19 protein-coding genes are annotated in these 24,037 nt (G+C 44.2%); 10 read left to right on the top strand and 9 right to left on the bottom strand.

Going from position 1 to position 24,037, the window contains the following annotated elements:
* Nucleotides 1–13 precede the first annotated feature (13 nt).
* The gene (pyk, locus tag ACWPOD_RS15155; protein WP_005398214.1) at nucleotides 14–1,456 is read right to left on the bottom strand and encodes a pyruvate kinase; all 1,443 of its coding nucleotides are present in this window, start codon (nucleotides 1,454–1,456) and stop codon (nucleotides 14–16) included.
* 412 nt (nucleotides 1,457–1,868) lie between these two features.
* Between pyk and mlc the strand changes: the two genes are divergently transcribed.
* Together mlc and ACWPOD_RS15145 are read left to right on the top strand one after the other, a co-directional pair.
* Nucleotides 1,869–3,086, top strand: a complete 1,218-nt coding sequence (mlc, locus tag ACWPOD_RS15150) for a sugar metabolism global transcriptional regulator Mlc (RefSeq protein ID WP_005398213.1) — start codon at nucleotides 1,869–1,871, stop codon at nucleotides 3,084–3,086.
* A gap of 370 nt (nucleotides 3,087–3,456) precedes the next feature.
* Nucleotides 3,457–4,410: a chemotaxis protein CheV gene (locus ACWPOD_RS15145; protein WP_005398212.1), complete on the top strand. Its 954-nt coding sequence runs from the start codon at nucleotides 3,457–3,459 to the stop codon at nucleotides 4,408–4,410.
* Between the two features lie 74 nt (nucleotides 4,411–4,484).
* Here the strand turns inward: ACWPOD_RS15145 and ACWPOD_RS15140 are convergent, their stop codons facing one another.
* The 4 genes from ACWPOD_RS15140 to ACWPOD_RS15125 form a co-directional block, all read right to left on the bottom strand.
* Complete coding sequence (locus ACWPOD_RS15140) at nucleotides 4,485–7,559, bottom strand: error-prone DNA polymerase (RefSeq protein WP_456232028.1); 3,075 nt, start codon at nucleotides 7,557–7,559, stop codon at nucleotides 4,485–4,487.
* 27 nt (nucleotides 7,560–7,586) lie between these two features.
* Entirely contained in the window at nucleotides 7,587–8,990 is a 1,404-nt protein-coding gene (locus ACWPOD_RS15135) for a Y-family DNA polymerase (RefSeq protein ID WP_065646083.1), read from the bottom strand.
* A 4-nt stretch (nucleotides 8,991–8,994) separates the two neighbouring features.
* On the bottom strand, nucleotides 8,995–9,687 hold the full coding sequence (imuA, locus tag ACWPOD_RS15130; RefSeq protein ID WP_012841595.1) for a translesion DNA synthesis-associated protein ImuA: 693 nt from the start codon (nucleotides 9,685–9,687) through the stop codon (nucleotides 8,995–8,997).
* A 129-nt stretch (nucleotides 9,688–9,816) separates the two neighbouring features.
* A complete protein-coding gene (locus tag ACWPOD_RS15125) occupies nucleotides 9,817–10,563 on the bottom strand; it encodes a YciK family oxidoreductase (protein WP_006743161.1) in 747 nt (248 codons plus the stop codon).
* A 254-nt stretch (nucleotides 10,564–10,817) separates the two neighbouring features.
* On the opposite strand from ACWPOD_RS15125, the gene sohB reads away from it, so the two are divergent.
* From sohB to ACWPOD_RS15085, 8 genes are all read left to right on the top strand, one after another.
* Nucleotides 10,818–11,879: a protease SohB gene (sohB, locus tag ACWPOD_RS15120; protein ID WP_005385819.1), complete on the top strand. Its 1,062-nt coding sequence runs from the start codon at nucleotides 10,818–10,820 to the stop codon at nucleotides 11,877–11,879.
* Between the two features lie 208 nt (nucleotides 11,880–12,087).
* Complete coding sequence (gene cmk / locus ACWPOD_RS15115; RefSeq protein ID WP_005397113.1) at nucleotides 12,088–12,768, top strand: (d)CMP kinase; 681 nt, start codon at nucleotides 12,088–12,090, stop codon at nucleotides 12,766–12,768.
* Nucleotides 12,769–12,878: 110 nt separating this feature from the next.
* Nucleotides 12,879–14,549: a 30S ribosomal protein S1 gene (gene rpsA / locus ACWPOD_RS15110; protein ID WP_005385817.1), complete on the top strand. Its 1,671-nt coding sequence runs from the start codon at nucleotides 12,879–12,881 to the stop codon at nucleotides 14,547–14,549.
* A gap of 213 nt (nucleotides 14,550–14,762) precedes the next feature.
* Nucleotides 14,763–15,044, top strand: a complete 282-nt coding sequence (gene ihfB, locus ACWPOD_RS15105; RefSeq protein ID WP_005385816.1) for an integration host factor subunit beta — start codon at nucleotides 14,763–14,765, stop codon at nucleotides 15,042–15,044.
* Between the two features lie 263 nt (nucleotides 15,045–15,307).
* Nucleotides 15,308–15,604 carry a LapA family protein gene (locus ACWPOD_RS15100; RefSeq protein ID WP_005397112.1) on the top strand — a complete coding sequence of 99 codons (297 nt, stop codon included), beginning with the start codon at nucleotides 15,308–15,310 and terminating at the stop codon, nucleotides 15,602–15,604.
* Between the two features lie 18 nt (nucleotides 15,605–15,622).
* Nucleotides 15,623–16,798 carry a lipopolysaccharide assembly protein LapB gene (lapB, locus tag ACWPOD_RS15095; protein ID WP_005376665.1) on the top strand — a complete coding sequence of 392 codons (1,176 nt, stop codon included), beginning with the start codon at nucleotides 15,623–15,625 and terminating at the stop codon, nucleotides 16,796–16,798.
* Between the two features lie 83 nt (nucleotides 16,799–16,881).
* Nucleotides 16,882–17,583 carry an orotidine-5'-phosphate decarboxylase gene (gene pyrF / locus ACWPOD_RS15090; protein ID WP_005397105.1) on the top strand — a complete coding sequence of 234 codons (702 nt, stop codon included), beginning with the start codon at nucleotides 16,882–16,884 and terminating at the stop codon, nucleotides 17,581–17,583.
* 497 nt (nucleotides 17,584–18,080) lie between these two features.
* Nucleotides 18,081–19,919: an extracellular solute-binding protein gene (locus ACWPOD_RS15085; protein ID WP_456232027.1), complete on the top strand. Its 1,839-nt coding sequence runs from the start codon at nucleotides 18,081–18,083 to the stop codon at nucleotides 19,917–19,919.
* A 65-nt stretch (nucleotides 19,920–19,984) separates the two neighbouring features.
* Here ACWPOD_RS15085 and ACWPOD_RS15080 read toward each other — a convergent pair whose 3' ends face one another.
* The 4 genes from ACWPOD_RS15080 to ACWPOD_RS15065 form a co-directional block, all read right to left on the bottom strand.
* Entirely contained in the window at nucleotides 19,985–20,224 is a 240-nt protein-coding gene (locus ACWPOD_RS15080) for a hypothetical protein (protein ID WP_005397103.1), read from the bottom strand.
* Nucleotides 20,225–20,432: 208 nt separating this feature from the next.
* Nucleotides 20,433–21,011 (bottom strand): PqiC family protein, encoded by a 579-nt coding sequence (locus tag ACWPOD_RS15075; protein ID WP_167426384.1) that lies wholly within the window; start codon nucleotides 21,009–21,011, stop codon nucleotides 20,433–20,435.
* Nucleotides 21,011–22,657 carry an intermembrane transport protein PqiB gene (gene pqiB, locus ACWPOD_RS15070; RefSeq protein WP_005397101.1) on the bottom strand — a complete coding sequence of 549 codons (1,647 nt, stop codon included), beginning with the start codon at nucleotides 22,655–22,657 and terminating at the stop codon, nucleotides 21,011–21,013. The genes ACWPOD_RS15075 and pqiB overlap by 1 nt, the downstream gene beginning before the upstream one ends.
* Nucleotides 22,650–23,981, bottom strand: a complete 1,332-nt coding sequence (locus ACWPOD_RS15065; protein WP_167426385.1) for a paraquat-inducible protein A — start codon at nucleotides 23,979–23,981, stop codon at nucleotides 22,650–22,652. The genes pqiB and ACWPOD_RS15065 overlap by 8 nt, the downstream gene beginning before the upstream one ends.
* Between the last annotated feature and the right edge of the window lie 56 nt (nucleotides 23,982–24,037).

Genomic DNA, 24,037 nt, shown 5'->3' with positions numbered 1-24,037 from the left:
TTAGGTATAAAGGTTATGCTTGCAGAATTCGCATGCAGTTGGTTGAACCAACGACATCCATTACATCGCCTTGAGTGATCATGACTAAATCACCCTTGTGCAAGAATCCTTGTTCTTTAAGGCTGGCAATCGCAGCTTGAGCTGTCGGTAAACCTGCATCACTTTTTGACTCGAAATATACCGGTGTCACGCCTCGGTATAATGCAGCTCGATTGAGCGTGGATTCATTACGTGATAAGGCAAATATTGGTAAGCCAGAGCTTAAGCGAGACATCATCAACGCTGTTCTGCCAGATTCTGTTAACGAGATCATCGCTTTAATTCCTTCCATGTGATTCGCAGAGTACATGGTTGCCATTGCGATGGTTTCTTCAGCGGTTTCGAAGGTGCGATCTAAGCGATAAGTGGATAGGCTTGCCTCAGACATCTTTTCTGCGCCCACACACACCTCGGCCATGGATTTGACCGTTTCTACAGGGTATTTACCTGCTGCGGTCTCTCCAGACAGCATCACTGCGTCAGTGCCGTCTAGAACCGCATTGGCCACGTCCATCACTTCAGCACGCGTCGGCATCGGGCTAGTAATCATGGACTCCATCATTTGTGTCGCAGTAATTACGATGCGGTTTAAGCTGCGTGCGCGGCGAATCAGTTTTTTCTGGACGCCAATAAGTTCAGGATCGCCGATTTCTACACCCAGATCGCCACGCGCAACCATCACCACATCGGATGCGAGAATAATATCGTCAATAGACTCATTAGTCGCGACGGTTTCTGCTCGTTCGACTTTAGCCACCAACATGGCTTCGAGGCCTGCATCTCTGGCTAGGCGTCGAGCGTAATGCATGTCTTCGCCGTTACGCGGGAACGAAATAGCAAGGTAGTCCACTTGAATTTCTGCGGCGGTAAGAATGTCGGCTTTATCTTTCTCTGTGAGCGCATCGGCTGACAATCCGCCGCCTTTTTTGTTGATCCCTTTATTATTAGATAGTGGACCACCAACAATCACACGGGTATGAACTTTATTGCCTTCGACGCTGGTGACTTGCAGTTGAACGCGTCCATCATCGAGTAACAGAATGTCGTTTGGTGACACATCTTGCGGCAGTTCTTTATAATCTAGCCCTACGGACTCTTGGTTGCCTTCACCTTTTGGTAAATCACTGTCTAATGTGAATTTGTCGCCCACATTCAACATGACTTGGCCGTCTTTAAAGGTCGACACGCGGATTTTAGGGCCTTGCAAGTCGCCGAGGATAGCAACTTGACGCCCAAGCTTTGCCGCAATGGTACGGACTTTTTTGGCGCGTTGAATGTGGTCTTCACTGGTTCCATGTGAGAAATTCATACGGACAACGTTTGCACCGGCTTTGATGATCTCCTCAAGTACATTGTCCTTATCCGTTGAAGGACCAAGCGTGGTGACAATTTTTGTTCGTCTTAGTTTGGAAGTCATAGATTCTCCGATGAATGTATGTGTAAAGGTAACTTGAACTCTATCCTTACTTTCCTCAATCGCTCTCAAGGTCTGCCTCGTTGCTGAGCCCACACCTTAAAGCTGCTTGAGTATAAGTATATGCACAGAATGTTTACATTAAGAGTAATCCCGGTAAAACAGACAGATAATCCATAGGCTTCAGCCCCTATTGATGAGAATGCGCTGGTGTAACAGGAGTTACTTCATAATTTAGTGAATAAAAATAAGTTATTTTTCAAACAATTTAACAGGAGTAGATTCTTCGTTATTTGATTGAATACACAAACAAACAGGTTTATACGTGATGCTTGTCACGGGGATTTATTAATTCACTTCACAATTAGTTCGCAAAGTAAAAAAATTGTCTCGTTATAGAATTTCGGAGTGCAAGATGTACATGGCTCAACCGGGCCATATTGATCATATCAAACAGGTCAATGCTGGTCGTGTATATAAACTAATTGACCTAAAAGGTCCTATTTCTCGAATTGATTTGTCCAAGCAGAGTGAGCTTGCTCCTGCCAGTATCACCAAAATCACTCGAGAATTAATTGAAGCGCACTTGATTCATGAAACCACAGTACAAGAAGCGACGAGTCGTGGTCGACCTGCCGTCGGTTTGCAGGTCAACAACGAAGGGTGGCAATTTCTGTCAATGCGTTTGGGGCGAGGTTATTTAACTATTGCTCTGCATGAGCTAGGTGGCGATGTGTTGATCGATACTAAAATCGAGATACACGAACGTGACCAAGACGATGTGCTTGAGCGTCTGCTCTACGAAATTGATGAATTCTTCCAAACTTACGCGGATCAACTTGACCGTGTTACCAGTATTGCAATTACGCTGCCTGGCCTTGTAAATTCAGAGCAAGGTGTCGTGCTGCAAATGCCTCATTACAATGTCGAAAATCTTGCTCTTGGACCAGAGATATACAAAGCAACGGGCTTGCCAGTTTTCATTGCCAATGACACGCGAGCTTGGGCATTAGCAGAAAAGCTTTTCGGCCATTCTCAAGACAATGACAACTCCGTTCTTATCTCTATTCACCATGGTTTAGGTGCCGGCATCATTCTGGATGGGCGCGTTTTGCAAGGTCGTCACGGCAACATTGGTGAGCTTGGGCATATTCAAATCGATCCAAATGGAAAACGTTGTCATTGTGGCAACATTGGTTGTTTGGAAACCGTTGCCAGTTCTCAAGCGATTCGTGAAGAAGTCGTAAGAAGAATTGCTGATGGCGAAGACTCTATTCTTGCTGAACAAGAAGAAATGAGTATTGAGAGCATTTGTGAAGCGGCAGCGAACGGTGATCCGTTGGCCGTCGATGTGATTGAAAAACTTGGACGCTACTTAGGCTCTGCAATTGCTATTGTGATCAACTTATTTAACCCTGAGAAGATCTTGATCGGTGGTGTGATTAATCAAGCAAAAGATGTACTTTATCCTGCGGTGCGTCGCTGTATCGAAGAGCAGAGTTTACCGGTTTATCACCAAGATCTTGAGCTGGTGGAATCTCGTTTCTATAAGCAAGCCACAATGCCTGGTGCCGCGTTGATCAAGCAAGCGTTGTATGATGGTCAGTTATTGATGAAGGTTGTGGAAGGCTAATTGCTTCAAACATGATTAAGTGCTTAGGTGTCGAACCTATACATTTTTAGATGATTTAGGGTGAGGCTTAACAGCTCACCCTTTTTGATCGCCTATTACTAGAAGGTGAATTTGAGTTGTGCTGCATTGCTATATCTGCGCCATTCATGTAATTTCCTAAAAAGCTCAAGTAAATAAACCCAAATGGCTTTCAATGTGTAGAGTGACTTTGTGTCTGATGCAAATAGAAGGGAAGTAATACGCTGAAACCGTTGTACTTTCAAGCCATGCTCGAAAAACAAATATCTTAAGGTTATTTGGGTTTAGAACCTTGATGTGTCTGTATTGATTTCGAGTAAAAATAAGAATTATCCATAATTTAGGTAGTAGTATGTCCGGAGTGTTAAATACGGTTGACCAGCGTACGAACTTGGTTGGTGAAAACCGACTAGAGCTTCTGCTGTTCACTTTAAATAGTCGCCAATTGTTTGCGATTAATGTGTTCAAAGTGAAAGAGGTCATCAAGCTGCCACCGTTAACCAAGCTTCCTGGCTCACACTACAACATTCGTGGGGTCGCTTCTTTACGAGGTGAAGCGGTGCCAGTGATTGATTTGCGTGGCGCAATAGGTTTCCCAGCTTTGCGTGGTGAAGCGGAAGAAGAAAATTTGATCGTGACAGAGTACAACCGTACGGTGCAGGGCTTCTTAGTCGGTCCGGTTAAAAACATTATTAATACGGCATGGACTGAAATTCAGCCGCCTCCTTCCACGTCTGGTCGCTCGAATTACCTCACAGCTATCACGCAAATCAAAGAGGGGGATGCCTCTCAAATTGTCGAAATTATTGACGTTGAAAAAGTTTTAGCAGAGATCGTGCATTACGATGTCACGATTTCAGCGGACATTCTGGATCAAGAACTTGCCCAAGCAATGGTCGGGCGTAATGTTCTGATTGTGGATGATTCATCTACAGCTCGTAATCAAGTTCGCGATACGCTTTCTCAATTGGGTATGAATATCATCGAGTGTCGTGACGGACTAGAAGCGCTAACAGTTTTAAAACGCTGGTGTGATGAAGGGAAAGACGTAGAAAAAGAGCTGTTGATGATGATTACGGATGCTGAAATGCCTGAAATGGACGGTTATAAACTGACTCATGAAGTGCGCCAAGATCCACGTATGTCTAAGTTGTTTATTACGTTGAACACCTCTCTGAGCGGTAGCTTTAATGAAGCCATGGTACAAAAAGTAGGTTGTGATCGTTTTATCTCTAAATTCCAACCAGATCTGTTGGTTGAAGTTGCTCAAGACCGGTTACGCCAGATGCTTTCTAAAAGTGCATGATTAGATATAGTGAAATCAGAGGCGGAGCAACTCTCCCTCTGATTTTTAACGCCTCGCTTATTAATATCTCTGTACTAATGAAAGTCGCGAGATTTACTTTGTAGATTATTCAAATAGTGCGTGCAATCAATCAACTTACCAGCAATAACGTGCGTGACTTCTCCCTCTCTTTCAAGAATGCCTTTCACCATTAATACTTTAGCGCCTAAATACGCTTGCTTTTGGGCTCGTGCTGTCGCTTGCCAAACGACCACATTAATGTTGCCCGTGTCATCTTCTAACGTAAAAAATGTCACGCCAGCGGCGGTGCCTGGAGATTGTCTTCCCGTTACCACGCCTACCACTGTGACCAATGACCTATGCGGTTTCTCTGCCAATTGCCTCATGCGGGTAAAATGAGGGAGTTTGCCCGTTTCTTCTAATAATTTAATCGGGTGGCGGCTAAGAGATAGTCCTGTGCTCGCGTAATCCTCAATTAAATTTTCATATTCAGAGGGCTGAGTTTGGTAGCTAACACCGGGTTCTTCGACCTTGTGAAACAATGGTAGGTCAGATAAGGAATCCATTGCTGCCCAGCGTGCGTTATAACGATTCCCCGATAGGATCTGAAATGCATTGGCTGAAGCCAGTAATTCAATGTCACTTCGGCTTCTTAATATCTGCTTTACTTCTTGAATCGAGCGGTAACCATTAAGTGGTTTGCGCTCAATAAGCCTTTGCGCACTTTCTGCGTTAAAGCCTTTCACCAAGCGAAAACCAAGTTGCACGCCGAGCTTGCCATTCGGGCGTGAGACGAGATGATGCTGATATTTTGAGTGATTGACGCACACCGGCAATACTTCGACGCCATGTCGGCGGGCATCTTGTACTAATTGCGATGGGCTATAAAACCCCATTGGTTGGCTGTTCAACAGTGCTGTGTAAAATTCTGCTGGGTAATAATATTTTAACCATGCAGAACAATATGCCAGCACTGCGAAAGACGCTGAATGACTTTCAGGGAAGCCGTACTCACCAAAGCCGCAAATCTGATCGAAAATGCGCTCAGCAAACGCTAAGTCATAACCTCTCTCTTGCATACCATTGATCAGTTTTGGCCTGAATTTAGCGAGATCGCCATTCTTTTTCCATGATGCCATCGCTCTACGGAGTTGATCGGCCTCGCCGCCGCTAAACCCAGCTGCTACCATGGCTAGCTTGATGACTTGCTCTTGGAAAATTGGGACGCCCATAGTCCGCTCAAGAACGCTTTTTACTTCTTCCGATGGATAACTGACTGGCTCTTTTTGATCTCGTCGTTTTAAAAAAGGATGCACCATATCACCCTGAATAGGGCCTGGACGAACAATTGCAATTTGAATCACTAAGTCGTAATAACAAGCAGGCTTTAGGCGAGGAAGCATGCTCATTTGTGCACGAGATTCAATTTGGAATACGCCTATCGTGTCAGCTTTTTGGATCATGCGGTACACGTGTGGATCATCTTGTCGGCGAGTGATCTCGGAAATCGAGAGGGATCGCTGGTGATGTTTCTCGACCAGTTGAAAGCACTTTTTGATGGCGTTTAACATGCCGAGTGCGAGCACATCGACTTTTAGTAGCTTCAAGCTTTCTAAATCGTCTTTATCCCATTGAATGATAGTGCGATCTTCCATCGAGGCATTTTCAACAGGTACCAACTCATATAAAGGGCCAGATGAAATTACAAAGCCACCTACGTGTTGAGATAAATGGCGTGGGAAGCCAATGATCTCGTTGACCAATTGGATAAACTGCTGCCCTTTGAGAGATTCTGGTTGTAAGCCAAGTTCAATAATTTGAGCTTGCCAGCCTTGGCTGCGATCTCGGCGATTAACGTTCTTAATGAAAAAATCTAATTGGGTCTCTTCAATCCCTAGTGCTTTACCGACTTCACGCACGGCACTTTTAAAGCGATAGCTGATCACTGTTGCAGCAAGTGCTGCACGCTCACGGCCATATTTTTTGTAAATATACTGGATAACTTCTTCACGGCGCTCGTGTTCAAAGTCCACATCAATATCCGGCGGTTCCTTACGTTCTTTACTGATGAATCGTTCGAATAAGACAGCGATTTGTCGAGGATCGACGGCGGTAATTTCCAAGCAATAACACACCACAGAGTTTGCAGCGGAACCTCGCCCTTGGTAAAGAATGCCTTGCTGTTTCGCGAACATTACGATGTCATGGATGGTAAGGAAGTAGTAGTGGTATTTCAGCTCTTGAATAAGCGCCAGTTCATTCTCGATGGTTTGATTGACTTCTGCTGGCACGCCTTCAGGAAAACGCAGCTTTTTACCGCGTTCGACCAACATACGTAAGTAAGAGTCGGGAGTGTAACCATCTGGGATCAGCTCGGTAGGATATTCGTATTTTAAATCGGAGAGCTTAAACTCGCATAAATCGGCGATGTAAGTACTTTCTTCCAGCCATTCTGGTTTGTAAATCCGAATCAACTTTTTAAAAGGACGAAGTGCTCGCTCAGTATTCGAAATACGATCAAAACCGAGTTTATCGACGCTACACCCATGCTTTATAGCAGTAAGTACATGCTGTAATGGCAAGCGTTCAACATCATGCATGAGAACGCCTCCGCAGGCAGTTATAGGTAATTGAAATTCATGTGCTAACTGCTCGCAGTGCGCAATGTACTCAGTATCGTTGTTACTCAAATGGCGCTGAATCGCTACCCACAAACGATTAGCGTGGTGTTGATTGAGCCAGCGTCCCCAATAGTGGTCACTCTCTTGATGTGTGGGCAGCCACAATACCAAGCAATGTCGAATCGACATCAAATCCCATTCGAACAGTTGATAGTTGCCTTTTTCACTTCGTCTTCTTGCGTTTGTGATGATACGACACAACTCGGCATAAGCCTTGCGACAAGGGCAAAGCAGTACGATTTGGCATTCATCATTTAACCAAAACATACTTCCAACGATTTGTTTGATATCGAGTTTATGTTGTTCGATGGTCGCATGGGCTTTGACAACGCCCGCGACCGAACATTCATCAGTTATGGCTAGAGCTTGATAGCGATAGAAAGCAGCTTGGAGTACCAGTTCTTCTGCATGAGAAGCCCCAGTCAAAAAAGAGAAGTTAGACTGACAAAATAGTTCCGCGTAACTCATAATGATCCAACAAAAATAACTGTCGATTTAACAAAAATAGCCATGAAGAAACCAGTGCTTGTGCTGATCGCGAAATATCCATAACCAGCGGCCTTGCTTGGTGTGTGCAATGTAGTAATCACGCATGATCTCATCACCATCCCACCATCCAGAAACGATTCGCTCAGGTCCGTGGACCAAAGAGACTTGCTCTTGCAATGCAATGGGAGTGGGCAATTGCATTGCGGGGCGTAGTATGGATGGTATGGCGTGCTCCTTTTCATCTGGAGCATCAGCAGGGCGATACTGACTGGCCTTTTCTGGTCTAGGATCGCAAGCGATGTTGGGTTTTAACACGGCACTTTTCCCCAATTTAGCTTGCAGTAAAGAGAGCAGTTCTAAAGCATTCATGTTCCCTTTTTGCCCAGCAAAGAGATCGCGTGATGCACTAAGAGGCTCACCTTGACGGACGACTTTTAACGTTAGTCCTGTGACTGGGCCATTGAGCGAGAGTGACTCTAAGCTTAAACTCGCTAACTGCTGCCAACGCTGACATAGGTAATCACCTTGCGCAGAAGTGAGTTGAAGGTGTTGCTCTTGTTTCTCACGCTGGTGGAGTGTTAAACACAGCTCAAAAGCGACCTTATCTCTTAATTTAAGAAAGGTTTCGAGTTGACGAAGTAACTTGGCCAGCGGCTTTTCAATCCACTGGACGTTTTCGAGCTCAAATAACAGCTCTAAATAAACTTGGAAGGATTCGGTCGGGTGATAAAAGTCGACAGGATGCTTAAACTGCCCTGTCAGTCGACCAACGTAGTTCACCAAATCGATATCAAAGCGTCGTGCGATGTCTTGCAACGGCAGTTCAAGTAACCCTTTTAAGGAAGTAACGCCTACGCGGTGCAGCTTTTCAACCATAGAGATCGATAAATCGGTTAGAGGCAGAGGTAATGGGAATAACATTTGTTCGATAAGAGATTTGTCGTCACTAAGAACATTTGCTCCTGCCAATGCCATTAACTTGGCTGACAAAGGTGAAAAACCACAACCAAATTGAAAGCTTAACTGCAGTTTAGTTAAGTGAGCACTGACTTTATTCCAGTAATTGTCCAACCCTTCATATAGGGTGAGCATCGGTGTGGCACGCAGCAAAATGCCTTGGTTTGGCATCAACACAACGTCAGATGTGATCAAATACAACCACTGAGCTACCTCTTGTAATTTATTTAATTCGGTTTGTGGATGATAAGGATGCACTTGTAAATCTCGACACAAGGACGCAGCACTGCCTAAGCCCATACCAGGCTTAATACCTTGTTGCTCGGCAATGCCGTTGTATTGAATGATCTGACAACGTTGGCTTTCTACAATCACCACGGGTTGATTTTGGTTATCACCAAAGAGTGCGTCTAGCTGTAGGCGAGGGAAGTGCAAGTAAATCCATAAAGCCATATCACTAACCTTGGTTCGCCAATGGGAAATTGACCACCGTTGATGGAATGTGAGTCGTGCTTGGCATTACCAGTTGTGGGTAGTGGTGTTGGAAACTGATATCGACACTGCCTTTGCTCCAACCGCCTTTTCGCTTGAGAACTTCCACTTTGACGCCTTGTACATTACCTTGCAGCTTTAGGCTTAATGAAACAGGTAAAGACAAGCGGTTTGTCATATTAGGCTTGAGCATGAATAGAGGACAAGTGCCTTGCTCACTCGCTACCTGTAAGCGTTTCACTTGATGTATTTCAAGCTCTTCTTGCCATAACAAAACATTACTGCATACCCCACTTTTCAGACATTGCTCTGCAGCCCAAAGAGCATCTTTGGGATGAGCTGGATTAACGACCCACACTTGGTTTATATCCAAACCGATGTAGTGTAAGAACAGAGAATTCACTAACGCGGGAGGTTGAATAAATGCAGTCACACCATTGGTCTGGGTGGCTTTTAAATAAGGAGCGAGCAAACGCAATTCACCAATACTACCAATAGATTCCATCTCCACTACGCCATGAGGTGGAAAGCCTCCGCCGAGCAAATCATCTAATTCAGAAAACCCGGAACTAGTCCGCAACTGCTGAGGATCTGTTTTCGTTAAATTTGCTTGCCAAACAAGGTGCTGGCTTTTTAAGTGCTGAATAATATCGTGCATAATAAATACCTGTATATATGTACAGTATATTTCTATGGCAGAAAGTCGCAAGATTTTTATGAAGAGAGAAATGAAAAAAGGCAGCGTTTGCTGCCTTTTCAATCGATTATGTGAGGTAACCTGAATTCGTTATTTACGCTTCGGTTGAGCGTCGATGCACTGACCATTCACATCGGTAACCGCTGGATCCATTAAGTGCAAATATAGCGGCATGAGATCCAATGGCGTTTTGAGAGTATTTGCATCTTCACCCGGGTATGCTTTTTCACGCATGCGAGTACGAGTTGCACCAGGGTTAATTGCGTTAACACGGATCGGCGTATCACTCAGCTCGTCAGCCAAAACTTGCATCATGCCTTCTACGGCAAATTTAGAGATAGCGTATGGCCCCCAGAAAGCGCGACCAGAGTGGCCGACGGTCGAAGAGGTAAAGATAATACGCCCAGCTTCTGATTTACGCATCACAGGCAGTAGTGCTTGAGTCATTAACACTTCTGCTTTCACGTTGATCTGCATGATATCGTCGAAATCTTCCTCTTTGATTTGATCAAATGGACACAGCGAACTCAAGACACCTGCGTTGTGTAATAGGCCATCCAAACGACCAAACTGTCCTTCGATTGTCTCTGCCATATCAATGTAATTTTGCTTAGTTGCGCCCTTGAGATCCAGAGGAATGATAGCAGCTTGTGGGTAGCCAGCGGCTTCAATCTCATCATAGATAGATTCAAGGTTTTGCACATTTCTACCCAAGAGAATAACAGTTGCACCGTGCTCGGCATAAGAAAGCGCGGCTTGACGGCCGATGCCATTACCAGCGCCAGTAACAAGAATGACTTTACCTTTTAGAGCATCAGCTGAAACGGAGTAGTTCACGGCGATAAATCCTTATTATTGTAAGAGGGTCCATGATAGTTAATTGACGCTAAAAAACGCCTGTTTCTCAATGGAAAATCTTGGTAATCGTGACAAGATGGTTACAATACACCAATTCATGTGTTATACCAATTCCAGAACTTTCGTTAGGTATGCTATCAATCAGAACAAGTGGTTACAAACCGCGCTGCCTTCTCGCTGATGTTTCTGCGTAACATACTAACGTCATCTGAAATGAGATAAAGGAGCTCTCGTTGGAATTTTTATTAGATTATGGTCTGTTTCTGGCCAAAATTATCACGGTGGTTGCTGCGATAATTGTTCTGCTCATTATTGCAAAATCGGCTGGTGGCAAATCGGGTGCGGCGAAAGGGGAGTTAGAGATTACCAACCTTTCAGAGCAACACAAACAATCTGTTGAACAGTTAGAGCATCATTTGCATGACGATGCTTTCATCAAGGCTCGAGATAAAGCCGTCAAAAAAGAAGAAAAAGAGAAGAACAAATCTCGCGAGAAAGAAATCAAACAAGCGAGCAAAGACGGTTCATTAGATAGCAAGCGTGAACCACACCTATTCGTTCTTGATTTCAACGGCAGCATAGACGCAAAAGAAGTCGCGTCTCTACGTGAAGAGATCACTGCTATTTTGGCTGTCGCACGTGAAGGTGATGAAGTATTACTTCGTTTAGAATCTGGCGGTGGTATGGTTCATGGTTACGGCCTTGCCTCTTCTCAACTGGACCGAATCAAAGCTGCGGGTCTTCCTCTAACCATCTCTGTTGACAAAGTTGCGGCAAGTGGCGGTTACATGATGGCATGTGTCGCAGATAAGATTGTTTCTGCACCGTTTGCAATTGTGGGCTCTATTGGCGTTATCGCGCAAATTCCTAACTTCAACAAACTGTTGAAGAAACATGACATTGAGTACGAACAACTAACCGCGGGTGAATATAAACGCACGCTAACGATGTTTGGTGAGAATACCGATAAAGCGCGCGATAAGTTTAAGCAAGAGCTTGAAGAAACACATGTCTTGTTTAAAGACTTCATTCGCGAGCGTCGTCCTAGTTTGGACCTAGACAAAGTAGCCACAGGTGAGCACTGGTTCGGTACACAAGCGAAAGAGCTTGGTTTGGTGGATGACATTAGTACATCTGATGATATCGTTGTTGCGGCATGCAAAGATAAAACCGTACTTTCTGTGCATTATGTGCAGAAGAAAAAACTGGCAGACAAGCTAGCAGGTGTCGCGGGCAAAGTTGCTGACAGTGTGATCTTAAAGTTAGCTGAGCGTGGTCAAAAACCGATTGTTTAATCGAACCTAAGATCATGACATTTGAAACGGCGAGGGTGGAAGCTCTCGCCGTTTTTGTTGAACCTTATGTTTATTGATGAATCCAATTGCGCATTAGGTGTAATGCTTTACACGACATTTTTCCTCGCTCCAAAGGGCGATTACCCGTATAATGCGCGCCTCGAAAACCGAGCAAATTGCTGAAAAGAAACTATAGGTGGAGAAGAACATGTCCTCTCAAACTCCGGTTGTAACCGTAGATGGACCTAGTGGTGCAGGTAAAGGCACTTTATGTATGTTGCTGGCGAAAAAGTTGGGTTTCCAACTCTTAGATTCTGGCGCAATTTATCGTGTACTTGCACTCGCTGCGATTCACCACGGTGTCGACACAGAGTCAGAAGACGCACTTGTCCCACTGGCAACACACCTAGACGTTCAATTTATCGCAGAGGGTGACTTAGTTAAGGTCGTTCTAGAAGGCGAAGATGTGTCAGGGGAGCTTCGCAAAGAAGAAACGGGTATGGCAGCATCTAAAGTTGCGGCTCTGCCACGTGTTCGTGAAGCATTATTACGTCGTCAGCGTGCATTTGAGGCCGCTCCGGGCCTAGTGGCTGATGGTCGTGATATGGGCACAATTGTATTCCCAAGTGCACAAGCGAAAATCTTCCTTGATGCGAGCGCAGAAGAGCGTGCAAATCGACGCCTTAAACAGTTGCAAGAGAAAGGGTTAGATGTTAAATTTGCTGACCTTTTAAGCGAGATCCAAGAGCGTGACGACCGAGATCGTAACCGCCCAGTGGCGCCACTACGCCCTGCTGAGGATGCGCTTGTGCTAGATTCTACGTCGATGACTATCGACGAAGTAGTAGAAAAGGCACTACAATATATCGAATCGAAGCTAGCTGAGTAATGATACTCGGCTAGACTAAGAGCGTTGGTCGCAAGGATGATGACTGGCGAATTTAATAACCCCATGCGGTAGGATACCCGTGGAAGTTTAATTTATTGAAGATTAACTAAATGACTGAATCTTTTGCTCAACTCTTTGAAGAGTTTCTAAACGAAACAGAATTCCAACAAGGCAGCATCGTTAAAGGTACTGTAGTAGCTATCGAGAACGGTTTCGTTCTTGTTGACGCTGGTCTTAAGTCTGAATCTGCTATCCCTGCTGAACAGTTCAAGAACGCTGCTGGCGAACTTGAAGTTGAAGTTGGCGCTGAAGTAGACGTAGCTCTAGACGCTGTTGAAGATGGTTTCGGTGAAACTCAACTTTCTCGTGAGAAAGCTAAGCGTCACGAAGCTTGGATCGTACTTGAGAAAGCTTACGAAGAAGCTGAAACTGTTGTTGGTATCATCAACGGTAAAGTTAAAGGCGGTTTCACTGTTGAACTAAACGGTATCCGTGCTTTCCTTCCTGGCTCTCTAGTAGACGTACGCCCAATCCGCGACACTGCTCACCTAGAAAACAAAGAGCTAGAGTTCAAAGTTATCAAACTTGACCAAAAACGTAACAACGTAGTTGTTTCACGTCGTGCTGTTATCGAATCTGAAAACAGTGTTGAGCGTGACGAGCTTCTAGAAACTCTACAAGAAGGTTCTGAAGTTAAAGGTATCGTTAAGAACCTTACTGACTACGGTGCGTTCGTTGACCTAGGTGGCGTTGACGGTCTTCTACATATCACTGATATGGCTTGGAAGCGCGTTAAGCACCCATCTGAAATCGTTAACGTTGGTGACGAGATCCAAGTTAAAGTTCTTAAGTTCGACCGTGAGCGTACTCGCGTATCACTAGGTCTTAAGCAACTAGGCGAAGATCCATGGGTAGCAATCGCTAAGCGTTACCCAGAAGGTCACAAACTAACTGGTCGCGTAACTAACCTAACTGACTACGGCTGCTTCGTTGAAATCGAAGAAGGCGTTGAAGGTCTAGTTCACGTTTCAGAAATGGATTGGACTAACAAGAACATCCACCCTTCTAAAGTTGTTAATGTTGGCGACGAAGTTGAGGTTATGGTTCTTGAAATCGACGAAGAACGTCGTCGTATCTCTCTAGGTCTGAAACAGTGTAAAGCTAACCCATGGCAGTCATTCGCTGAAGCACAAGCTAAAGGCGACAAAGTTACTGGTAAGATCAAGTCTATCACTGACTTCGGTATCTTCATCGGTCTAGAAGGCGGCATCGACGGTCTAGTTCACCTATCTGACATTTCTTGGAATGTTGCTGGCGAAGAAGCTGTACGTGAGTACAAGAAAGGCGACGAGATCTCTGCAGTTGTTCTAGCAGTAGACGCTGAGCGTGAGCGCATCTCTCTAGGCATCAAGCAAATGGAAAACGACCCATTCAATGCTTACGTTGCTGACAACAAGAAAGGTGTTCTAGTTAACGCTACTGTAACTGCTGTTGACGCTAAAGGCGCTACTGTTGAAATCGCAGAAGGCGTTGAAGGTTACATCCGTGCTTCTGAAGTATCTCGCGATCGCGTAGAAGATGCTTCTCTAATCCTAAGCGCTGGTGATGTTGTTGAAGCTAAGTTCACAGGTGTAGACCGTAAGAACCGCGTAATCAACCTATCTATCAAAGCTAAAGACGAAGCTGACGAGCAAGAAGCAATGGCATCTATCAACAAGCAAGATGACAATGCATTCGGTAACGCAATGGCTGACGCTTTCAAAGCTGCTAAAGGCGAATAATATACTCGCTTAAGCAAAAAAGGAGCCGCAAGGCTCCTTTTTTATATTTGAGCATATTTAAGTAGTAATACTAATGACGGTAAACTATCTTAATAAAAGGCATTTCTTCATTGCGCATTTTGCATAAAATTTGTCTAGAATTGTCAGCAAGTGTTTGTTGGAATTAGTATTACTTACTATAATAAGTGATAAAGATACTCAAAGAGGGCAACTATGACTAAGTCTGAACTGATTGAAAGACTCTGCGCTGAGCAAACACACTTATCAGCGAAAGAGGTAGAGGATGCTGTAAAAGATATTTTAGAGCACATGGCCTCTACGCTAGAGAGCGGTGACCGTATCGAGATCCGCGGCTTTGGTAGTTTTTCTCTTCATTACCGCGAGCCTCGCGTAGGTCGTAACCCTAAAACGGGCGATAAAGTGGAATTGGAAGGTAAATACGTTCCACATTTCAAACCTGGTAAAGAGCTTCGTGAGCGTGTAAATATTGGCTAACGCACTCTTATTAGTTTGAAAAAAGCGGCATACGTTTGTGTATGCCGCTTTTTTGTAATGTATCCAAGCAGTTTACGAAGCGAGCTGTTGATTCTGGCTGTTTTCTTTGCAGCTTTCTACACCCAAGTAACTTTAACTTCTAGGCGTGTCTACAAACTAAGCATCTTGAGGTTACTTGGGTATAGATTATTGCTAATATACGTAGTCTGAAGAAGCATTTTCCTGCATAATCTTACCGACTTACTCCTAGAAGGGTGATGTAAATGAAAATTATAAAAATCGTTGCTGTTTTAGCTCTCTTTTTAATTGCATTGGCGTTAGGTTCCCAAAACCAAGAGCTCGTGACTTTTAACTATCTTCTAGCCAAAGGAGAGTTCCACTTATCTACACTATTAGGTGTGGTATTTGTGGTTGGCTTTGCTTTAGCGTGGGTTATCTTTGGTAGTATCCAGCTGAAAACTCAGCTACAAGTTCGTCGTTTAAAGAAAAAACTGAAAAAGTACGAACCTACAGATGCAAACAAACCTGCTGATAAGCCAGCCATCGAAAAACAGGCATAAGGATAAGGCTTAACTTTAATGCTTGAACTACTCTTCTTGTTGTTGCCTATAGCTGCTGCGTATGGCTGGTATATGGGGCATCGCAGCGCTCAGCAAGACAAGCAGAAGCAATCTCATCAAATCTCTCGTCAGTATATGACGGGTCTTAATCTGCTGCTCTCTGACCAATCAGATAAGGCTGTCGATCACTTTATTGAATTGCTCCAAGTTGATAACGAGACCATCGATACTCACCTTGCGTTGGGTAACCTATTCCGGTCTCGTGGCGAAGTCGACCGTGCAATCCGAATTCACCAAAATCTCATTTCTCGCTCTGGCTTAACACTGGATCAAAAGAATCTCGCACTTCAACAGTTGGCGAAAGATTACATGGTCTCTGGTTTTCTCGATCGTGCAGAGAAAATCTTCGAACAGTTAGTCGAAGAGCCAGATTACAAAGAAGCGGCCCTTCAGCAATTGGTAACCATTTACCAACAAACACGTGAATGGGAAAAAGCAATTTATTACGCCAATCAATTGGCTAAGTTGGGTAATAAACGCTCCAGAATGCGTGCGAATATTGCTCATTTTTGGTGTGAAATTGCAATGCTCGACCAAGCCGATGGTAATACTAATAAGGCAATACAGCACTTTAAAAAAGCCCTAGCAGAAGACCCAAAGTGTGTTCGAGCGAGTATTGCTTTGGGACGAATTTATCTAGAGTCTGAAGATTATAAACACACGATAAAATACCTGACGGGTGTGCTTGAGCAAGACAAAGACTTTATCAGCGATGTCTTACCAACCATTGCAGAGTGCTACCATCATTTGGGCCAGGAAGATGAACTTGTAGAGTTTCTGCGAGCTTGTATTGATAAGAAAGCAGGCGTATCAGCCGAGTTAATGTTGGCTCAGTTGGTTGCTCACCACGAGAACGTCGGGGCTGCACAAGAGCTGCTGACCAAACAGCTGCTGAAAAATCCAACCATGAAGGGCTTTTATCGATTAATTGACTACCACATTGCTGAAGCAGAAGACGGTCGCGCGAAGGACAGTCTGTCGACGCTACAAGCGATGGTGGGTGAACAGTTAAAAGTGAAACCACACTACCGATGCCGGAAGTGTGGGTTTTCTACTCATTCCCTTTATTGGCACTGCCCATCCTGTAAAGGGTGGGGGACGATCAAGCCAATCCGCGGATTGGATGGTGAATAATTTTAATGCAGCTGACAGAGTTTCTGTCCGCTGCATTTTTTTAACTTTTTATTTAATAAGAACCAAAATAGTTAGGAGATGAAATGATCGACCAAAAAGTTATTGTCGCACTGGATTATGATAACCAAGCAGACGCACTTGCGTTTGTAGATAGAATTGATCCTGCGTCATGTCGCCTAAAAGTTGGCAAGGAAATGTTTACGCTATTTGGTCCTGATTTCGTACGTGAACTCCACAAACGTGGTTTCTCAGTCTTCTTGGATTTGAAATTTCACGATATTCCAAATACGTGTTCTAAGGCGGTCCGCGCAGCCGCGGAATTAGGGGTTTGGATGGTGAATGTGCATGCGAGCGGTGGTGAGCGCATGATGACGGCATCACGTGAAATTCTTGAGCCATACGGTAAAGATCGCCCACTTCTGATTGGAGTAACGGTACTAACCAGTATGGAACAAAGTGATTTAGCGGGTATTGGTTTGAACATTGCGCCTCAGGATCAAGTTATTCGTCTGGCGACATTGACCAAAAACGCTGGTTTAGATGGTGTCGTATGTTCAGCTCAAGAGTCTTCATTGCTTAAGAGCGAACTTGGTCAAGACTTTAAGTTAGTTACACCAGGAATCCGACCTGCTGGCTCTGAGCAAGGTGACCAGCGCCGTATCATGACACCAGTAGAGGCTATTCAGTCAGGCTCTGACTATCTTGTTATTGGGCGTCCAATTACTCAAGCTGTGGATCCTGCCGCAGTGTTGAAATCGATCAATGATAGCTTGTCTAGTATGTAAGCACAGTCTTGTATTGTATAAAGAAAGGTGAGGCTGTGATGCCTCACCTTTTTTGTATCTAATAAAAATACCAACCGTAGTAAGTAACTGCTCATTTTAACCAGTTATATCTGCTCGCTTACTTGCTTGCTTTAATTGGTGTAGGGGGGAGCTTATTCGGATAAAGGTTCTACGGTTTATTATGAGAAAAGTAGGGCTTGGTACTGTATCGATCACACTTTTGTAACATAACTCACTGTGATGCATAGAAAAAGCGACCATGTATTATTGATGACTTGCGTTACAAAAGCCTAAAGAATACTATGGCGAGGATGCATTCACTGCGTTGTAAGGTCTAGGATGACCTAGTGAGACTCTTTGAAATTAATATAGAAGCTGGCAGGAAGTCACTTCATATTACGCTCCTATTATTTCCTATCTGCGTATTTTCTATTTGCAGCTTTCACACTCCGTCTTCCTTGCTACGACCTTAATCGCAAACACAACAAGGAAGAAACATGACTAAAAAACTGCCATTTTCAGTACTTGCAACACTGACCGCTGCCAGTTTTCAACTGAGTGCGGCAGAGCTACCTGCTGATATAGAATGGATTTCAAATAACAATGAACCTCTGTTCGCCTCTGAAGAAGCGGTACGAGGTGGTACTTATCGTACTTACATTCAGAGCTTTCCTCAGACATTACGAAGTGTTGGTCCAGATGCGAACTCCGGCTTGCGCCAATATTTAATGGATGGTTCACCAAAGCTTGCTCAGCGTCATCCAAATACTGGTAAATGGATCCCCCAACTTGCTAAGTCATGGGCATTTGGAGAGGACAACAAAACCGTATTCTTTAAGCTTGATGAAACGGCCGAGTGGTCAGATGGTGAAAAAATTACGGCAGATGATTACGTCTTTATGATGAAGTACTACACGTCAAAAGACATTATCGACCCGTGGTACAACGACTTCTTCACGAACAGCGTTGTTGGTGTTGAAAAAATTGACGACTACACGATCAAAGTCAATCTTGCTGTAGCTCAAAGTCATGACTCGCTCATGGTTATGATTAACATGCCGAGCAATGGTTTTCAGCCTCGTCCGGAACACTTCTTTGAAGGAGAAAAGGACGCAAATAACGATGGCATGCCTGATAACTTCGTCAGGAAGTTCAACTTTAAATCTGAGCCAACTGCGGCGCCTTACTACATTGATAAAGTGAAGAAAGGTAAGAGCGTGACATTCAAACACGTGGGCGAAGATTGGTGGGGGTATAACAACCGCTACTATAAAAACCGTTACAATGTAGAAAAAGTCCGCATTAAGGTGATTCGCGATCCTGATATTGCCATGAAGCACTTTGAGAAAGGCAACTTGGACTACTTTGAGATGGTGCTACCAAGCTTTTGGCATGACAAAACCGATAGTGATGTGTACAAAAAAGGCTATATCCAAAAGTACTGGGGCTTTAACGAAGCACCACAAGGCGCTGGTGGCCTTTGGATGAACACCGCGATGCCGATGTTGGATAACCTAGAAGTGCGCAAAGGCGTTATGGCAGCCACTGACTATGACGGCATGATTGAAAATATCATGCGTGGAGATTATTCACGTAAACCACATGGACTCGGCTTTGGTCATGGCGAATACGATGATCCTAACAATACACCGCCTAAGTTTGATGCCGATGCGGCGGTTAAACATTTCGAAAAAGCGGGCTTTGACAAAGTTGGCGCAGATGGTATTCGTGTCAATGACAAGGGCCAACGCTTGAGCTTTGCTATCACTTACGGATACAACTCTTGGACACCGCGTATTGCGTACTTAAAAGAGCAAGCGAAACTTGCAGGTCTTGAGTTCACGTTAAACTTGGTTGATGGTTCATCTGCGTTTAAATACATTCTTGAGAAAAAGCATCAGTTAGCGTTCTTGAATATGGGTTCTGGTGAGATTCCTGCGTATTGGGAATATCTACACTCGGATAATGCGAATCGACCACAAACGAATGCCCACACCAACTACAGCGGCCCTGAGCTGGACCAGTTGATTGAAGCTTATGACTCTGAGTTTGATCAGGAGAAGCGTTACGATTTATCGCATCAAATCCAAAACTATGTCAGCAAAGCGAATATCATCGTTCCTGGATACATGGTGCCTTATTCTCGAGTTGCACATTGGCGCTGGGTTAAAATTCCTAAAGATGGCATGACAAAAGCGACAGAATGGGTGCTTCATCCAATGGATATTGGTAATTTCTGGATCGATAGCAAAGTAAAAGAAGAGACTGAGGAAGCGATGGACGAGGGTAAAACCTTCCCAGAGACAACGGTCATTGATGATCGCTACAAGTTGTAACTCCACAACTTAGCGGCGATAAAAATGAAAGCCCTGGTAATTAAGTTACAGGGGCTTTTTTATTTTTACTTAACTAAGTAAGACGCTTCTAAAAGGTAGGTTTTCACATCACCAAGCAAAGAGAAGGCCTTGTCGATGGTTTTAAATCGCTCATCAAGTGAGTCACTAGATATAAGTTGGCTGAACGTTTTTACCGAGAAAGCTTCGTTTGCTTTAAAGAACTGATGCACATTTTCAAGCTGAACTTTATGAATATGCTCCACCTTATTTAGGGCGGTGGTTAAATCGGAAATGTTAATCGACATTGCTACTCAAGAACCTTATCAACAAGACCTCTACATAAGGTCATAGGATGGGGCTTTATATTTTGCCGTAGAGTAGCACCAAAGAACGGATTGCAGTCTGACTAAGATCAATTTGTCTCGCTTGATTATCTACATCTATTTCGATCGAAAAAACTTCTTGCAGCACAAAAAAGGGAAGCAACTTGCTTCCCTGTAATTAACATCGATCTTAGATTTTTTTGGCAATGTCCGAAGTCATTTCTTCCAACCCGACGGACAGTGCGTCGACAAGTGCTCCATAGCCTTCGTCCTTTAGAGGCTGAGAGATTTGTATTGGTGCACTGTTTTCTACCTTACCTTCAGCATTGATGAGTAACCATTCACCCTCAATTTCGATATTGCCTTTGTAGCTACCATTAAATTTATTTAACGTCAGCTGTAGTTTGGCTTCACCATTTTGATCCAACAGGTTGTTCATTTCAGTCGGCCAGTAATGAGTCTGTTTGTGGCGTAGTTCTGTGACGACTCTCTGAGTGATTTGCTCGGAAATACTATGCGCCCATTGATTGTTTCTTGCCTGGATAACTTGAGTCTCAGAGGTTCGGTAAACGATACCACTGTCGTTTAAATAACTTGCCAGTTTTACTGGACGAACAACTAAAGTAGGGCGCTGTGAGATATCAGAAGAGCTCAGCGTCACTGGTTCCGCCTTAGGTAGAAGGTACAAAGCCCCTTTAGTTTCTGGAGCACTACTGCAACCCGTTAGACCGACAAATAGCGCGATAGACAAAAAGAATACTCGTTTCATTAGTTTTGGCCTTTAACTGGGATTGGGTCACTGATTTCATCTTCTCCAAACACGAGAGAGTTTGGCTTTTCGTTTAGCTGTTTAAGTACGGGTTTAAACTCTGTCATCACGCTTTCTAGTTCTTTGAGCGTGGCTTCCATTTCATTGTACATGGTTGAGTTTGGTCCATAACCATCGAGTGTTTTTTGCAACTGCTGCAAGCTTTGGCGAATATCTGTTGGGATCTCTTGCGTCTCTTTTTGATTTAAAAGTTTATCAATACTGTCCGCGACACGTTCTGCCGACGCCAACGTCTTTTCCGACGTTTTTAACGTTGAATTGAGAGAGTTAAGCGTTTCTTCCATTGGTAAGCTATTAATCTTATTTAGGAAGTCATTGACTTGGCGCTGGACTTGGGCAAAACCACCACGCATGGTTGGGAAAACATCTAAACCTTCAAATTCACTTGGAACGTACTGATCATCATTAGGATAAAAGTCTGCATCAATATAAAGCGCGCCAGTTAACAAGTTACCAGTCTTTAAGGTGCCACGGAGACCGCGAGCAAACTCTTCCTTCAACTTCTCTTTGAACATAGATAAAGATTGGGATTCTAAATCTCCGTACACTCGACCGAGCTCAACGCGCACCAAAACAGGAATTTTTTTCGCAGAGAAGTTTTCTTCTGGTGTTGGTAAACGCATCGGTACTCTCGTTACGGTACCAATACGAAGACCGCGGTACTCAACAGGCGCATTCGCTTTTAAGCCACGGACAGATTCATCAAATAACATGACGAACTCAATGTAGTCATCGTACATACCCTCTCTCAGCTGCTTAATATCATCGTATAAGCGGAAGTTAACCATGTCTTCTGTGAGTGGTTCACCGGACTCAAGGCCTGGAACAGTATCGAAGGTAACGCCACCCGTTAGCATGCTCTCTAGCGAGCCAAACTTAACTTCAAACCCTTCGGCATTGAGCTGTAAATCAACACCAGAATTCAGCCAAAACTTAGTACGAGTGCGCACTAAACTGTCATAAGGTTTGAAAATAAAGAGTTGATACAGCGCCTTGCGAGTATCAACATCAAAGCTGGTTTTCTCTACACGACCAACGGTAAAGCCTTTATAAATAACCGGGTCACCAACACCTAGTTTGCCAGCTTCGCGGTGCGTTAATACAAGACGCAGGCCTTCTGCATCAGGAGAAGCGACCGGTGGCACATCTAATACCGTAAAGTGCTCCTTTTCTACTTTGGATTTACCCGGCTGAAGTTGGATGTAAGCGCCAGAGAGCAAGGTCTCTAAACCTGAAACGCCATCACGGCCAATTCGAGGCTTCACCACCCAAAACATCGTGTCATCTCGCAGCATGCGCTCCGCGTCTTTATTCATCTGCGCTTTGGCGATGATGTGATCATAGTTCTCACTGAGAGTGACTTCGGTAATCAGACCGACTTTAACATTCAATGCTCGGATCTCGGTTTTACCAACCTCAATCCCATCTGCGGTCGGCAGTTGGAGAGTAATTTGTGGGCCTGTACTGTTGATGTATTGGAACAGCATCCACGCTCCCATGGCTAGCGCAAGGATCGGGACAATCCAGATCGCAGAAATCTGCTTTTGCGGTTTTATTTGAGCGGTTACGTTGTTCTCATCACTCATATTTGGCTTTCTCGTTTAAGTTGTCAGAAATCGGCTCCTGCACTTCGTTTTGTGGCAACTGCCACAACAAACGTGAGTCAAATATCATTGCAGAAAGCATAGTGAAAATGACCACTGCCGCGAAAGAGAGCGCAGCAGGGCCTGGATAAATCGCCATTAAGTTTTGCAACTGAACCAGTGCAACTAAGATGGCAACGACAAAGATATCGATCATGGACCAACGACCAATAAACTCAGTTAAGCGGTATATCTTTAAGCGTGAAATACTTTCTTCAGGAGGAAGATATCGCGCTTTTTGCGCATTGTAATACAGCCACGCGAGTGCCAGCATTTTCGCCATTGGAATGAATACGCTAGCAAAGAAAATTACCATCGCAATAGGGTAAGAACCTAAATGCCAAAGCAGTATTACCCCTTCCATGATAGTCGAGCCTTCTGAATGTCCAAGGCTTACGGTATACATCATTGGATAAAGATTCGCGGGGATATAGAAAATGACTGACGCAAACAAAAGCGCCCAAGCTTTTTGTAAATTATCTGCTGGGTTGTATTTATGAATAGGGCTTTTACAACGAATGCAGTATTGGTGCTTTTTCGCTTCAATTGGGTTGAGTTGGTGACACGTATGGCAACCAATATGGTTGTGGTTATGGTGCGTATCGCCCTCATTTACATCGGGCAGCACGGTGGCTGGAATGAAGTGTCCCCAGAGCCAGCTTTTGTCAACCATAGAAATACATTTGACTACCAGTACGGTATAAACGCAGAACGCCCAGAATGAAGTCCCCATTCCAATGTCTGCCAGAGAAGCGATTTTAATTAAGCTGACTAATACGCCAATCAAGAATACATCGACCATCAGCCAGGGTTCGACTCGAAACAGAAGGCGACATAAAACTTTCGCCATTCGTTGCTGTTTTTTGGATGGCGTATGTTTACGCGCTTTTAATGCTTCGAGATGAAGAAAGAGAATGAGACCGACATAGATAGCAGGCAATACGACGACCGTTGCGAGAAGTAACACACCTAAAAGTACATTTTGAAATTCAGCCAGCATTTTGGCTGCATGCAATAAGGTGATTTCTTGCGATAGCCCTTGCACACTGAACGACATAAAAGGGAAAGAAATGCTTAACACCAACATGATCAAACATGCCGATGAAATGGCGATCACGCTTTGATAGGGTTTAGCATTCACTTTTGTCAGAGAATGCGCGCATCGAGGACATTGAGCTTTTTGCCCTTGATCGATATCGGGAATACGAACAACAAGGCCGCATTCTTCGCATGAAATTAACTGACGGGAATTAGGTTGAATACTCATCGGGTAGGTTTTGGATTCATTTGTCCTAAGAATACTCTTTTTTCATTAGACACGCT

Source organism: Vibrio sp. JZG120, assembly GCF_053890955.1.
This window is presented reverse-complemented; position numbering and strand designations above follow the sequence as displayed.